Origin of the sequence: Methylobacterium sp. Leaf361, from assembly GCF_001424445.1 — a bacterium.
In the GTDB taxonomy this organism is placed as follows: Bacteria; Pseudomonadota; Alphaproteobacteria; order Rhizobiales; family Beijerinckiaceae; genus Methylobacterium.
This window is the reverse complement of sequence record NZ_LMPY01000012.1, coordinates 159,638-173,359: the sequence shown is the minus strand read 5'-3', so window position 1 is coordinate 173,359 and position 13,722 is coordinate 159,638. Positions and strand designations below refer to the sequence as shown.

Below are 13,722 nucleotides of genomic sequence, written 5' to 3'. Positions count from 1 at the left end.
AAGAGATCGCGGGCCAGATCGGGCGGGTGCAGGCCTCGACCGGGCAGGCCGTCGCGGCGATCGGGACGATCACGGCCCGGATCCGGGACATCGACGGCGTGGCGACCACGATCGCGGCGGCGGTGGAGCAGCAGGGCGCGGCGACCCGCGAGATCGTCCGCAACGTCGGCCAGGCGGCGCAGGGCGCGGCCGCGGTCACCGGCCACGTCGCCGGCGTCGCCGCGGCCTCCGGCGCGACCGAGGCGGCGGCGGGCGAGGTCCTGGGCGCGGCCGCGGCCCTGTCGGCCCAGGCCGCGCACCTGACCGAAGAGGTCGGCCGCTTCCTCGACGGCGTCCGGGCCGCCTGAGCGCGCCCCCAAGCGCGCCTCCAAGCGCGCCGTGGGGCGCCCTTTGGGGGCGCCGCCGGCCGCCTCCCTGGCCTGGACGGGTCCGAGGCGATAGAAGGCCTCCCGACGGCCGGCGCGCACGGCGCCGGCTCCAGGGAGAAACCATGCCTCGCCTGTCCCCCCTCTTCGGAGCCGCGTTGATCGCCATGACCACAGCCGCCAATGCCGAGACCGTGACCACCCCGTCGGGCCTCAAGTATCAGGACGAGGTCGTCGGCACCGGGCCCGAGCCGAAGGCCGGCCAGACGGTCACCGTCCAGTACACCGGCTGGCTCGACGAGGGCGGCAAGAAGGGCAAGAAGTTCGACTCGTCCCGCGACCGCAACCAGCCCTTCAGCTTCCCCCTCGGCGCCGGCCAGGTGATCAAGGGCTGGGACGAGGGCGTCGCCACCATGAAGACCGGCGGCAAGCGCACCCTGATCATCCCGCCGCAGCTCGGCTACGGCGCCCGCGGCGCCGGCGGCGTGATCCCGCCGAACGCCACGCTGATCTTCGACGTCGAGCTCCTCGGCGCGAAGTAAGCGGCACGGCTGCGCGACGGCGGGAATTTCGACACGATGCTGTTCGCGCAGCTGTCCGACGAGCTGTTCAAGCCGCTGGCCTCGCCGAGCCGCGGCTTCAACGCGGCCCTGCTCCTGCACCTGCACCGGCGCGTCCTCGGGGCCGAGCCGGTGCGCAAGGCCGAGCTCCTGGCCGAGATCGGCGACTTCGCCGCCGGCTGGAGCGACCCCGAGGTCAGCGGCGACGAGCCGATCTCGGCCGACCCGGCCGAGCGCCGCACGGCGCTCTACCGGCGCCTCCTCGACACCGGCTGGCTGATCGAGCGCCGCGAGCGCTACGTCCCGGTCGCGGAGTTCGACCCCGAGGCCCGCCTCCTGCTGGAGGAGCTGTCGCGGCTGGAACGGGGCGAGACCCGCTCCTACGGCGGGGCCGTGCTGGAGGTGCTGGGCGGGCTCGAGAGCGCCCTGTCGGACCCGGCGAACCGCTCCGAGGCGCTGTCCAACGCCGCGCGGGGCGCGGCCGCCTTCCTGTCCCACGTGCGCGGCCTCGCGGCCGGCATGCGCAAGGTCGAGGAGCGCATCCTGCGCGAGCCCGACCGCGCCAAGACCTTCCGGCTGTTCTTCGAGGATTTCGTCGAGCGCCACCTGATCAGCGACTACCGGACGCTGCACACCCGCTTCAACCCGTTCCGCTTCCGCGCCAGCGTGGTGCGCGAGGCCGGCCGGGCGCTGCGCGACGCCCTCACGGTCCGGGCCCTGGCCGAGGGCCTGATCCGCGAGGGGCGGATCGCCGATCTCGACACGGCGCAGCGGGCCGTCCGGGCGGATCTCGCCCAGATCCTCGCGGTGTTCGAGGGCCTCGACAACCACCTCGACGCCGTCGACGCCGTGGTGGCGCGCCTGGAGCGCCGGATCGCCTCCGCGCTGCACGTGATGGACCGCCCGGACCCGAGCGGCGTCGAGCGCGTCGCCGCGATGCTGCGCGCCGTCGGGGAAGCGGAGATCGCCCCCGAGGTGCCGGGCGACGTCTCGCTGCTGCGGCCGCCGATCGGGCACGCGCATCTCCAGGCGCCGCGCGCCCGCAAGTCGGCCATCGACATGGAGCCGCTGCCCGACATCGAGGACGACCCCGTGGTCGACGCCTTCGCGGCCGCCAAGGCGGAGTTCCGCCGCCGCACCACCGTGACGCCCGAGAGCATGAGCGCCTTCGTGGAGGCCCGGCTCGGCAAGGCGGTGCGGCTGCGCGGGTCGCAGATCGTCATCGCGGGCGTCGACGACTTCATCGTGTTCCAGCGCCTGCGCGAGATCGACGTGCTGTTCGACGCCAAGCTCGGCGCGCGCTACGCCCTGACCCGGCTGCCCGAGCGGGTGGTCAACGGCTGGCTGGACTGCCCGGATTTCCTGCTGGAGCGCCGTCCCCGTGCTTGAGGGCTTCCGCGCGATCATCGACGGCGACGAGCCGCCGCCGCCCGGCGCCCGGGCGCCGGACGCCGAGGAGCTGTGCCGCGCCCTCCAGGTGCTGCTGAAGGGGCAGGTGATCTACGCCGAGACGCAGGGCATCGGCCGCTCCTACGAGCTCGCCCGGCACTACGCGCCGTTCTTCACCGACTACTTCGCCTGCCTCGGCTACGCGCTGACCGTGTCGCACCGCGACCAGATGGTCTCGCTGAGCCCGGCCGCCGACGCCCCGCGCCACGACATCGTCTCGGAGCGCCTGCGCAAGGACGAGACCCTGGTGCTGCTGGCGCTCCGGCTCCTCTACGAGGAGGGCCTGCGCGACCACCGGGCCGGAACGGACGGGATCGTCGACTGCACCACCGACGAGATCGTCGAGAAGATCCGCGCCGTGGCGCGCAACGAGCCCCCCGAGGAGGGCCGGCTCGCCGACATCCTGCGCCTCTACGCCAAGCGCGGCGGCCTGCGCCTCGGCGAGCGCGACCGGGTCGAGCGGGTCACGCCGCTGTCGCTCCTGCCGGGGCTGACGGTGCTGGCCTCCGACGCCTGGATGGAGCGCCTGCGGGCGTGGTCCGAGGCCGGCGAGGCCTGATTCCGCCGTCCGGTCGACCAGTTCGGCGCCGTCTTTGCGAGCGGAGCGAAGCAATCCAGCCGGCGCCACGATTGCCGGCGTCGCGCTGCCCTGGGTCACTTCGCTGCGCTCGCGATGACGGAGTGAGATACGTCAACCGCGACGTGCGGCCGAACCCACGTGACCGCGCTCAGGCCGCCCGGACCGTCGCCAGGAAGTGCTCGACCTCGCTGCCGAGATGGGCCGCCTGGCGGGCCATCTCGGAGGCCGAGGCCAGGACCTGCGCGGCGGCCGCGCCGGTTTCCTCGGCGGCGCCGGCGACGCCGCTGACATTGACGGTCACCGACTCGGTCCCGGTCGCGGCCTCGGCGACGTTGCGGACGATCTCCTGCGTGGCCGCGCCCTGCTCCTCCACCGCCGCCGCGATGGAGTTGGCCATGCCGCTGATCTCGCGGATGCGGCCGGCGATGCCGTCGATGGCCTGGACGGCCTGGCCGGTCGAGCCCTGGATCTGCGCGATCTGGGCCGAGATCTCGGCCGTCGCCTTGGCGGTCTGGTCGGCCAGCGCCTTCACCTCGGTGGCGACGACCGCGAAGCCGCGGCCGGCGACGCCGGCCCGGGCCGCCTCGATCGTGGCGTTCAGCGCCAGCAGGTTGGTCTGGCTGGCGATCGCCGAGATCAGGTCGACCACTTCGCCGACCCGGCGCGCGCCGGTGCTCAGGGCCTGGACGAGGTCGGCCGTGGCGGCGGCCTCGCGGACGGCGGCCTGCGCCAGGTCCGCCGAGGAGCCGACCTGGCGGCCGATCTCGTTGACCGAGGAGCCGAGCTCCTCGGCGGCCGCCGCGACCGTGGTGACGTTGGAGGAGGCCTCCTCGGCGGCGGCCGCCGCGCTGGTCGACTGGCCGGCCGTCTGCGTCGCCGTCGCGGTGAGGCTCTGGGCCGTGGACTGGAGCTGAGTCGCCGCCGACGTCACCGAGCCGACGATGCCGCCGATCGCGGATTCGAACCGGTCGGCGAGTTCGCGCGTCGCCTGCCGGCGCTGCGCCTCGGCGCCGGCCCGGGCCTGCGCGGTCTCGGCCTCGAGGGCGCGGGCGTGCAGCAGGTTTTCCCGGAACACCGCGACGGTCGCCGACATGGCGCCGATCTCGTCCCGCCGCGCCGCGTAGGGGATCTCGGCCTGGGTGTCGCCGTCGGCGAGCCGCCGCATGGACAGCGTCATCCCGGAAAGCGGCCGCGACACGCCCGTGAAGGCGTACAGCATGGCGCCGAGCGCGATGACGAGGCTGACGAGCAGGCTCACGACGGTCGTCCGGACCGCGTCGGCCTGGCTGTCGCGGGCCGCGCGTCCGGCCGCCTCGCCGTTCCGGATGTTCAGGTCGGCGAGGGCGCGGGTCGCGCTGGAGGCCGCGAGGTAGTTGGCGTTCATCGGCCCGCGGAAATAGGCGAGCGCCTGGTCGTGCTGGTCGGCCGGGAAGGCGCGCAGACGGGTCCAGTCGGCCTGCTGCACCGCCAGCTTGGCGAGCAGGTCGTCGTAGATCCCCTGCTCCTCCTTCGACGCCACCAGGCCGCGGTACGCCTCGGCCTTCGCCTGGCGGTTCCGCATCATCTCGTCGGCGTTCTTCAGGCTGGTCTCGCGCTCGGCTTCGGTATCCGCCGTCACGTAGCGGAACTGCCACAGTCGCGAGCGCATCACGAGCGCGTTGATCGCCTGGGCCTCGTTGATCGACGGCACGGCGTTGTCGATCAACTCCGCGAGCCGCTGGTCGACAGCCTGCATCTTGTAGAGGGTCACGCCGCCCTGAACGATCGCCGCCAGGAGCAGGAGGGCGAAGAGGCCGCTGAGTTTTGCTTTGAGACTGAGACGCATCGGTCGGTTCCGGTCGTGCAGGCGAGACCCGCAGGACATGAACAGTTTGTGCTAACAGGGTTATAACCTGAGGTAGGATCAGGCTTCACGGGTTCGCGTGTGTCGGCTTGCATACGCGGCCGAGTCCGGCCAACTGGGCCGCTCATTCCTCGCCACCGACCCGACCCACCGACACCGTGTACGTCCTCACCGACATCGCCATCTCGAACTGGTACCTGATCCGCCGCGAGCAGATCCGCCTGCGCGGCGCCGCGGCGCTGGTCGGGCCGACCGGGGCCGGGAAGTCGACGATCTTCGACGCGGTCGGCACGGTGCTGGCCGGCAACAACGCCAGCCGCCTCGCCCTCAACGCCTCGGCCTCCGGCCGCAGCGCCCGCACCGTGCGCGACTACTGCCTGGGCTGGATCAGCGACCCGGCGGAGGGCGGCCGCCCGACGCGGGAATCCTGCGAGACCGTGCTGGTGCTGGTCTTCGAGAACCCCGATTCCGGCCGCGTGGTCTCGGTCGGCCTCGCCCTGGCGGCGCGGGCCGCCGAGCCGAAGGAGACCGTGCTGTCGCGCTTCATCGCGGTCGGGCACAGGTTCGAGGTCTCCGACTACGCCCGCACCGCCTCCGGCGGCACCTACACGGCGCCCTGGAGCGAGATCGCCGCGGAGCTGCGCGCCCGCGCGTCGAGCTTCACCGAGTACCGCACCTCCGGCGAGCGCTTCACGGCCGACGTGCTGGCGACCCTGCGCGAGGGCGCGCCGGCGCCGGAGCCGCGCCACTTCCTGCGCAGCTTCGCCAACGCGGTGGCGTTCAAGCCGATCTTCGACACCAGCGCCTTCGTGCGCGCCTTCGTGCTCGAGCCGGAGCCCCTCGACGTCGAGCGCGTGCGCCACTCCATCGCCAACTGGCGGCGCCTCCGGGAGACCATCGCCGAGCTGGAGACCCGGCTCGGGCGCCTGCGGCGCCTGCGCGACCGCTACGAGGCCTGGGGCGAGGCGGTCCTCGCCGCCGCGACGCACGAGCTGCGGGCGGCCAGCGCCGATCTGCGCCGCCGCAGCCTCGACCTCATCGCCGTCCGGGGCCGCCTCCGCGAGGGCGCCGACACCCTGCGCATCGCGCGCGAGCGCGTCGCGGCGAGCCGCGGCTACGTCCGCGAGATCGACGGCGAGATCGCCGAGAAGAAGGCGCTGGCCGCCGCGGGCGCCGCCGAGGGCCGGCTCGCGGCCTCGACGCTCGGCCTGTCCATGCTGGAGCGCGACCGCAAGGAGCTGATCGGCCGGATCGGCGACCTCGTCGCCCTCGTCGGGCAGATGGCCAAGCTCCAGCCGGTCGCCCCGATCCTGCGCCAGAGCTGCCCGCAGGCGGCCCGCCTCGCCGAGGCCTGCGCCCGGGCGGGCCTGCGCCGCGAATCCTCCCCCGAGGAGATCCTGCGCCCCGACGGCCCGCTGGCCGAGCTGGCCGACGGGCTGGCGCGCCTGCCCGACTTCGACGAGGCCCTGGAACGGGCCGCCGAGGACGCGGCGCTCAAGGCCCGCGCGCAGGAGAGCGAGGCCGAGCGCACGGCGCCGCGCACCGGCGGCGGCCCGGCGGCGCGGCTGTCCTCCGATACGGTGGCGTTCCGCGGCGAGCTGGAGCGGCGCGGGATCGACGCGCTGCCGATCTGCGAATTGGCCGAGATCGTCGACCCGACCTGGGGGCCGGCGCTCGAAGGGCTGCTCGGGCGCGCCCGCGAGGCCCTGGTGGTCGCCCCGGACCGGCTGAGCGAGGCCCTCGGCGTGCTGCAATCGGGCCGCGACCGCTACAGCCGCTGCATCCTGGTCAAGACCACCGACACCGCCAAGCAGCGCGCCCGCCGCTACGACGACGGTCCGCTCACCGTGATCGAGACCAGCGACCCCCACGCCGAGGCGTTCCTCGGCGTGCGGCTCGGCGGCTACGACCTCGCCCGGGACGATGCCGAACTGGCGCGCCTGTCCCGGGCCGTGGCGCCCAGCGGCCGGACCACGGCCGGCATGGCCTACACGGTCACCCGCAGCGTCGACCTGCTGATGACCCGCGGCCATCGCGGGCCGACCGCCGACAGCCGCCGCGCCCACGAGATCGCCGTCGCGGAGGCGCGGCGCCTGCGCGGCGAGGCCGCGGTCCTGCGCGAGGCCGCCCGGACGGCCGCCGCGATCCGGGCCCGCGTCGCCCGGGGCCTCGACGCGGTGGAGGCCCTGCGGGCCGAGCTCGACGGGCTGGAGGGGCGGCGGCGCACGCTCCAGACCGAGCGGGAGGGGATCGAGAAGCGCGACACGGCCGGGCTCGCCGCCGAGATCGCCGCGCTGACCACCGAGCGGGTCGGCTACCTGCGGGAATTGTCGGAGGAGCTGGAGCCGAAGCTCGACCGCCTGCTCGCCGACGAGGCGGCCCTGCGCGCCCGGATGGGGCCTATGCGCGAGGCCGTCCGCGCCGCCCTGTCGGCCCGCCGGGCGGCCCTGCGCCAGCTGAGCGCGGGCGACGCGGCGCGGGTGCGCCTCGCCCGCGCCGAGCCCTTCGACCTCGGCGCGGTCGCCGAGGCGCGGCGGGCGCTCGCCGGCCTCGACGCCAAGGCGGCCGGGGCGCGGGTGAGCGCCGAGCGCGGCCTCGCCCGGGATTCCGCCGAGGCCGCCCGCTCGCACGGCCGGATCGCCGAGCGCGAGCTTGCGGAGGCCTGCGCCGCCTGGCGGGTGGAGAACCCCCTCGCCTCGGGGGACGCCCCGGCGATCGACGGCTTCGCCTGGGTGCGGCGGGAATACGAGGCGGTCGAGGGGCACGAGTTGCGCCGCTACCGGGCGCAGGCAGAGCGGGCCGAGTCCGAGATGCGCCGCCTCATGACCGAGGACCTGCTGACGCGCCTCGCCGACCGGTTCGAGCGGGTCCATGCCCGGCTCGCGGCCCTGAACGAGCGGCTCTCGGCGCGCAGCTTCACCGGCCAGACCTACGCGTTCGAGGCGGCGGTGGACCGCCGCTACGCCGCCGTCCACGCGCTGGCCACCGAGACCGCCCGCTCGCCCGAGGCCGCGCAGGCGCTGCTCGCCGGCGAGGCGGAGGGGCCGATGGCGGCCGCGCTCGAGGAGATCACCGCGCTGATCGCCGGCGCGGACGACGCGGCGCGGCTCGCCGATTACCGCAACTACTTCGTCTACGAGATCGGCATGCGCGACCGGGCGGGCAACCGCACCACGATGTCGGCCCGGGCGCTGCGCGGCTCCGGCGGCGAGGCGCAGGCGCCGTTCTACGTGGCGATCGCCGCGTCGCTCGCCAGCGCCTACTACCCGGGCGACCGGCCGGGCGACGAGAATCCGGGGCTCGGCCTGTGCCTGCTCGACGAGGCGTTCTCGAAGCTCGACGTGCGCAACAGCCAGGCGCTGGTCGATCTCTACCGCGCCTGGGGGCTGCAGCTGCTGATCGCCGCCCCCGAGGACAAGCGCACGACGCTGACCGAGGTGATGGACACGATCGTGACGGTCTACAAGAGCCCGGATCTGACCTCGGTCCGGATCGAGGCCGAGCACCCGCTCGAGGCGGCCCGCCGGGCGCTGCACGCGATCAACCCCGACCAGGTCGGGATCGAGGGCTTCCGCCAGTCGGACGCCGCGGAGTGAGCCCGCGGGGCACCGGGGCGGGGCTGCGCGCCGCCGTCCCCGGTATCCCCGTTCTCCGGGTGATCGATCGTCAGTTCAGGTAGGTGCGGATCCAGTTCGGCGAGAGGATCTCGCCCTCTTCGGTGATGATCCAGGGCTGCTTGGCCGGGTCGGCCAGGGCGCCGGCCGCGGCGGCGATCGCCTCCCGCAGGGTCCGGTAGCGCTCGGGCTGCGCCAGCGGGGCGCTCGCCGGGGCCGTGCGCCAGATCGTCAGATCCGCGGGCCGTTCCAGAGCTTCGGTTTCCATGGGTACTCGTCCTTCCGAACCGTTTTGGACCGTTCAGATCGCCGCCGCCGGGCTCTGCCGAGGGGCTGCGGCGATCGATGGTCTGAGCGTCAATGCAAGCATCTCTGCGGCAGCTTTGCGATCAATTCGGGCGGTTCTCGAAACCAGCATCCGGTGCCGAGGCACGAGTTCGGGCGCGGTTCGGTGTTCCATGTCCGTATTGAGCGCGACTGAGCTGCCCTGGACTTGCGAGAATTGTGGCTCCTGAATGATGACCATTCCGTTAGCCAGTCTGCGCCGGTCGCCGACGTGCGCCAGAACACGTCAGGGGTCTGTCGGCGGCGGCGCCTCTCTGTGTTGACGCCCCGATCCTGAACGCGCACTTAAGGCTCGGCCCGTCGGGGCCCGCCTACGCGCTTCTCTCGGAGTCACCCGTGCCGGATCGTACCGTGCGCATCGTCCTCGCCGCGGTCCTGGTCCTGCTGGCGCTCTACGTCGCCCAGCCCTACTTGCAGCCGCTGCTCTACGCGGCCGATACGCCCCGGGCGATCACGGCCCGCGGCGATCTGGCGCCGGCCGAGTCCTCGACGGTCGCGCTGTTCGAGCGCGCGAGCCCGTCCGTCGTTCACGTTTTCGCGCAGAGCGCCGCGCAGAACCGCGACCTGCTCGACCTCGACGACCAGGGCGGCGAGCAGGGCGGGACGCAGACCGGCACCGGCTTCGTGTGGGACGGCGCCGGCCACATCGTCACCAACACCCACGTCGTGCAGAACGCCGCGCGGAGCGGCGGCTCGGTCTCGGTCCGGATGAGCGACGGCGAGGTCGTGCCCGCCACCCTCGTCGGGATGGCGCCGTCCTACGACCTCGCGGTCCTGCAATTGGGGCGGGTGCGGACCATGCCGCCGCCGCTGGCGATCGGCACCTCGGCCGATCTCAAGGTCGGGCAGTCGGCCTTCGCCATCGGCAACCCGTTCGGCCTCGACCACACGCTGACCACCGGCGTCATCAGCGCCGTGCGCCGCCGCATGCCGACGAGCGAGGGCCGCGAAGTGTCCGGCGTCATCCAGACGGACGCGGCGATCAACCCGGGCAATTCCGGCGGCCCGCTCCTCGATTCCGCGGGACGGCTGATCGGCGTCAACACCGCCATCGTGTCACCGTCCGGCGCCAGCGCCGGCATCGGCTTCGCGATCCCCGTCGACGTGGTGAACCGGATCGTGCCGGAGCTGATCAAGGCCGGCCGCGTGCGCAATCCCGGCATCGGCATCATCGCCGCCCAGGAGGCGGCCACCGCGCGGCTCGGCATCGACGGCGTGGTGATCGTGCGGGTGCTGCCCGGCTCCCCGGCCGCGCAGGCCGGTCTGCGCGGCGTCGACCCGCAGACCGGCGACCTCGGCGACGTGATCGTCGAGGCCAACGATCGCCCGGTCCACCGCCTCGCGGACCTGACCGCGGCCATCGAGGAGGCCGGCCTCGGCGCCGGCGTGACCCTCAAGGTGGAGCGCGACGGCCGGATCCGGCAGGTCCGCGTCACCACCGCCGAGGTCGCGGAGAACCGGCGATGACGCGCGCGGCCCTCCTCCTGTCCCTGATCCTCCTGGCCGCCACCGCTCGCGCCGGCGAGGCGCCCACGCGCGCGCGCCTCTGCCCGGAGAACCTGCCCGAGGGCGTGCGCCTCCCGCCGCAGCCCGGCTGCGACGCGAGCGTCCGCCCGCCGACGCCGCGCCGGCCGGGCCACTTCGATCTCGGGGACGGGACGAGCATCCAGATCGGCGGGAGCGCGTCCGCCCTCTACGGCGTGCGGCGCTGAGCGATGGTGCTGTTCGCTGGCCTGCTCGCCTGCCTGACCCTGTGGTGGCTGTCGAAGAACTCGGGCGGCCTCGGCCGGAGGCTCCGCGGCGGTCTCCGGGCTGGCCTCGGTGCCGCCCTCGGGCGGGCGCGTCTGCCGACCTTCGGCGCCTTCGCGCTGCTCGCGGCCGGATTCCTGCTCCTGCGCGGGAACTTCGTCCTCGCGGCACTGCTCGGGCTGAGCGGCGTCTGGATGATCGAGGGTCAGGCCGCCATGACCGCGCGGCTCCGCCGGCTGATCTGGCCGGGATCCGGCGAGCGCCCGCGCGACCCGGAGGACCGCCGCTTCCGCACGGTCCTGATCGACGCCCTCGTGCACCCGGACGGCAGCCTGCGCACGGGCCGCGTCATCGCGGGGCCGGGCGCCGGCGCGTGGCTCGACAGCATGCCCACCGGGGCCGTGGTCGAGCTGCTGCGGCTCTGCCGGATACGCGACGCCGCCGGCGCCGCCCTGCTAGAGCCGTATCTCGACCGCCGGTCGCCCGGATGGCGTGTAGACGCTGAGGGCGATCGCGACCCGCGGCCGCGCCGTCCGCCGCATCCAGGGGCGATGACGCAGGAGCAGGCGTACGAGATCCTGGGGCTTCAGCGCGGGGCGACCGCTGAGGAGATCCGGTCGGCCCACCGGTCTCTCATGAAGCGCGCCCACCCCGACCAGGGGGGCAGCGCCGAGGGCGCGGCGCGCGTCAACGCGGCCCGGGACAGGCTTCTGAACCGACATCGCTGAACTCCACGCGCGTTGTCAGAGAGTTACCGATCGTCGGCCGCGGACGAACTCGGTCGCGGCCGTTCCGTATCCGGCGCGCGGGCGCGCCGGTGGCTCGCGAAACGCGGCGCGCGGGCGCGCCGACGGGTCTCGCGGGTCTCAGCTCCGGGTGGCGAAGCAGCTGAAGCCGCTGCGCTTCAGGGCCGAGCAGGCCTCCTGGGCGGAATCCTGCTCGGAGAAGCCCGAGAAGCGGGCGCGGAACAGCGTGGTGCCGCCGTGCTCGACCTTGACCGTGTAGGGCGCGGCCTTCGACAGGCTGCCGCCGACCTTGGCGCGCGCCTCCGAGAGCATCGTCCGGGCCTTGGACTCGTCGTCCATGGCGCCGAGCTGGATCACCCAGGCGGTCGGGACGACGCGGGCGCCGGAGACTGCCTTCGGCGGCTCGTCGCGCTCGAGGGAGGCCACTCGGGCCGTGGACTTGGACGCGCCCGGGAAGGGCGGCTGGGCGTTGCCGCCGCCGGCATAGGCCTGGGCCGCCTTCGGGATGCCCTGCGGGCCGGGCTTCCAGGTGCCGCCCGGCGTCGTCGTCTTGGCGGGGGACAGGTCGAGGGGCTCGCCGGTGGTGCCGGTCGTCTCGACGTCCTCGTCGTCCGCCGAGGCGACCTGCGTGCGGGTCCGCGAGACCGCGTCGGCGACGACCGCCGGGCGGGCGCGCTCGGCGACCTCGGTGACCGGCGCCGAGATCCGGGCGCCGGCATAGGCGCGCGGCAGGCTGGCGCGGACGAGGTCGGCCATGATCCGGTCGCGGCTCGCGCCGGACTTGCCGCCCAGCACGATCGCCACGATCTGGTGCCCCTCGGACTTCGCCGCGGTCATCAGGTTGAAGCCGGAATCCCGGGTGTAGCCGGTCTTGATCCCGTCGACGCCCTGGACGTTGCCCAGCAGGCGGTTGTGGTTGCCGATCACCCGGCCGCGGAACGCGAAGGACCGGGTCTGGAAGTAGCGGTAGTAGTGCGGGAACCGGTCCTGGATCGCCCGCGCCAGCACGGTGAGGTCGCGCGCGGTGGTCAGCTGGTCCGGATCGGGCAGGCCCGAGGCGTTGGCGTAGTGCGTGCGGCTCATGCCGAGGGCGTGGGCCTTCGCGGTCATCATCTGGGCGAAGCGCTCCTCGGAGCCGGCGATGTTCTCGCCGATGGCGCAGGCCACGTCGTTCGCCGACTTCGTCACGATCGCCTTGATGGCGTCCTCGACCGAGATGGTCTGGCCGGGGCGCAGGCCGAGCTTGGACGGCGCCTGGGCGGCGGCGTGGGCCGAGATGGTCAGGTCGGAATCGAGGGCGAACTTGCCCCGCTCCATCTGCTCGAACAGCATGTAGAGCGTCATCACCTTGGTGATCGAGGCCGGGTGCCGCAGGGCGTCCTCGTTCACCGCGTGCAAGGTCTTGCCGCTCTTCACGTCCACGACCATCGCCGCGTAGGGCGGGTTGTAGCCGCCGCCGGCGCGGGCATGGTGGTGGTGCCGACCGCGCCGGGCGTCGGCCGGTGAGGCCATGGCCGTCAGGACGGCGGCGGCCAGGATCGCGGCCGGGAGCGCTGGAATCGTCCGGGAGCGGCCTACTACGCTACGCATCACGCCTGATTGCCTCGCGAGACCGGATCTGGCCGGTCGTATCCCCTGCAGAGCCTTCCGCCGATCACGTGGCCCCGCTGCATCAGTGGAGAGTTAGGCAAGTGCAGTTACAGGCCCGTTAATGCGATCGCGGCGAGTGCCGGATCGTGCCGGTCCGGCATCCGCTTACCGGCCGTTCCCGACCCGCTGTTGCCGGTCGGCCATGCCGTGCCGGTCGCGGCCGGCCGCTCTTACAGGCCCGAGCTTGACGCTGGCTGTCGTGCCGCACACTCTCGCGGCGATCCGAAACTGTCGGTCGCGGATGGCGGGCCGGCTCGGCGGCGGACCGGAGATCGGCGATGCAGAGACCCCCTGCCCTCCCCCTGAGCCCGGTCGCCTCCGGCTTCGGGACGCCCCTGCGGCGGTTCGGGATCGCGAGCCGGGCGACCCAGACCCTCGGCATCGAGTATCTCGACTCGGTCAAGAAGGCCCTCGACGATCTCGGGGCGACCTGGGGGGCGCTGGCGACGGCCCGCAGCCCGACCGAGATCCTGGCGGTGCAGGCCGCGTACCTGCAGCGGGCCGGGGAGCGCGCCGCGGCCCGCTCGGCCGCCGCCGGCGACGCGTTGCTGGGCCTGACCGGCGCGTTTGTGCGGCCGAAGGCGGTGGCACCGGCCGCGGCCCGTCCCGGCCCGGCGCGCTAGCGGGTCGGCCATCATGCGCCGGGGACGCGCGGTGCAGGGCGGACAAGTGCGCACAGGCGTCTGGCGAAGTCGGCTCACCGTCTGTAGATTAACCGGCGTGGAGCTGAGCGCTGCTCCCGGCAGGCCAGGATCAGGATCGGCCGTGAGGGCCGGCGGCGCCCGCTCCGAGCAAGGGATCGGTTCGACGCACATGAGACA

Annotated in this window: 11 protein-coding genes and 1 pseudogene; 9 read left to right on the top strand and 3 right to left on the bottom strand. The window is 73.9% G+C overall.

Annotated features, from left to right (window positions below; all coding sequences use genetic code 11):
- The 4 genes and pseudogenes from ASG32_RS35000 to ASG32_RS10380 form a co-directional block, all read left to right on the top strand.
- A pseudogene (locus ASG32_RS35000) lies at window positions 1-347 on the top strand (methyl-accepting chemotaxis protein); the annotation flags it as partial.
- A gap of 143 nt (window positions 348-490) precedes the next feature.
- Window positions 491-907, top strand: a complete 417-nt coding sequence (locus ASG32_RS10390; RefSeq protein WP_026605341.1) for an FKBP-type peptidyl-prolyl cis-trans isomerase — start codon at window positions 491-493, stop codon at window positions 905-907.
- Between the two features lie 36 nt (window positions 908-943).
- A complete protein-coding gene (locus ASG32_RS10385; RefSeq protein WP_056525419.1) occupies window positions 944-2,314 on the top strand; it encodes a Wadjet anti-phage system protein JetA family protein in 1,371 nt (456 codons plus the stop codon).
- Window positions 2,307-2,933 carry a DUF4194 domain-containing protein gene (locus ASG32_RS10380; RefSeq protein ID WP_020095807.1) on the top strand — a complete coding sequence of 209 codons (627 nt, stop codon included), beginning with the start codon at window positions 2,307-2,309 and terminating at the stop codon, window positions 2,931-2,933. Before ASG32_RS10385 ends, ASG32_RS10380 begins: the two co-directional genes overlap by 8 nt.
- 169 nt (window positions 2,934-3,102) lie before the next feature.
- On the opposite strand, the gene ASG32_RS10375 is transcribed toward ASG32_RS10380, so the two are convergent.
- Entirely contained in the window at window positions 3,103-4,779 is a 1,677-nt protein-coding gene (locus ASG32_RS10375) for a methyl-accepting chemotaxis protein (RefSeq protein WP_056525417.1), read from the bottom strand.
- A 176-nt stretch (window positions 4,780-4,955) separates the two neighbouring features.
- On the opposite strand from ASG32_RS10375, the gene ASG32_RS10370 reads away from it, so the two are divergent.
- Entirely contained in the window at window positions 4,956-8,393 is a 3,438-nt protein-coding gene (locus tag ASG32_RS10370; RefSeq protein ID WP_056525411.1) for an SbcC/MukB-like Walker B domain-containing protein, read from the top strand.
- 70 nt (window positions 8,394-8,463) lie between these two features.
- Here the strand turns inward: ASG32_RS10370 and ASG32_RS10365 are convergent, their stop codons facing one another.
- A complete protein-coding gene (locus tag ASG32_RS10365) occupies window positions 8,464-8,679 on the bottom strand; it encodes a hypothetical protein (protein ID WP_042674010.1) in 216 nt (71 codons plus the stop codon).
- A 413-nt stretch (window positions 8,680-9,092) separates the two neighbouring features.
- Between ASG32_RS10365 and ASG32_RS10360 the strand changes: the two genes are divergently transcribed.
- From ASG32_RS10360 to ASG32_RS10350, 3 genes are read left to right on the top strand one after another with little or no spacing between them, the layout of a single operon-like run.
- Window positions 9,093-10,223, top strand: coding sequence for a trypsin-like peptidase domain-containing protein (locus ASG32_RS10360; RefSeq protein WP_056525408.1), 1,131 nt, complete (start codon window positions 9,093-9,095; stop codon window positions 10,221-10,223).
- Complete coding sequence (locus tag ASG32_RS10355) at window positions 10,220-10,468, top strand: hypothetical protein (protein WP_056525405.1); 249 nt, start codon at window positions 10,220-10,222, stop codon at window positions 10,466-10,468. Before ASG32_RS10360 ends, ASG32_RS10355 begins: the two co-directional genes overlap by 4 nt.
- Before the next feature lie 3 nt (window positions 10,469-10,471).
- On the top strand, window positions 10,472-11,233 hold the full coding sequence (locus tag ASG32_RS10350) for a DnaJ domain-containing protein (protein ID WP_056525402.1): 762 nt from the start codon (window positions 10,472-10,474) through the stop codon (window positions 11,231-11,233).
- Between the two features lie 138 nt (window positions 11,234-11,371).
- Here the strand turns inward: ASG32_RS10350 and ASG32_RS10345 are convergent, their stop codons facing one another.
- Entirely contained in the window at window positions 11,372-12,841 is a 1,470-nt protein-coding gene (locus ASG32_RS10345) for a D-alanyl-D-alanine carboxypeptidase (protein ID WP_056525399.1), read from the bottom strand.
- 338 nt (window positions 12,842-13,179) lie between these two features.
- Here ASG32_RS10345 and ASG32_RS10340 point away from each other — a divergent pair, with 338 nt between their 5' ends.
- Window positions 13,180-13,524, top strand: coding sequence for a phasin family protein (locus ASG32_RS10340; protein WP_056525396.1), 345 nt, complete (start codon window positions 13,180-13,182; stop codon window positions 13,522-13,524).
- Window positions 13,525-13,722: the final 198 nt, after the last annotated feature.

Bases quoted from the DNA above. Each gene is read 5' to 3' on its own strand.
- ASG32_RS10390 (WP_026605341.1), top strand. From the start codon at position 491: ATGCCTCGCCTGTCCCCCCTCTTCGGAGCCGCGTTGATCGCCATGACC.
- ASG32_RS10385 (WP_056525419.1), top strand. From the start codon at position 944: ATGCTGTTCGCGCAGCTGTCCGACGAGCTGTTCAAGCCGCTGGCCTCG.
- ASG32_RS10375 (WP_056525417.1), bottom strand. From the start codon at position 4,779: ATGCGTCTCAGTCTCAAAGCAAAACTCAGCGGCCTCTTCGCCCTCCTG.
- ASG32_RS10365 (WP_042674010.1), bottom strand. From the start codon at position 8,679: ATGGAAACCGAAGCTCTGGAACGGCCCGCGGATCTGACGATCTGGCGC.
- ASG32_RS10355 (WP_056525405.1), top strand. From the start codon at position 10,220: ATGACGCGCGCGGCCCTCCTCCTGTCCCTGATCCTCCTGGCCGCCACC.
- ASG32_RS10350 (WP_056525402.1), top strand. From the start codon at position 10,472: ATGGTGCTGTTCGCTGGCCTGCTCGCCTGCCTGACCCTGTGGTGGCTG.
- ASG32_RS10345 (WP_056525399.1), bottom strand. From the start codon at position 12,841: ATGCGTAGCGTAGTAGGCCGCTCCCGGACGATTCCAGCGCTCCCGGCC.
- ASG32_RS10340 (WP_056525396.1), top strand. From the start codon at position 13,180: ATGCAGAGACCCCCTGCCCTCCCCCTGAGCCCGGTCGCCTCCGGCTTC.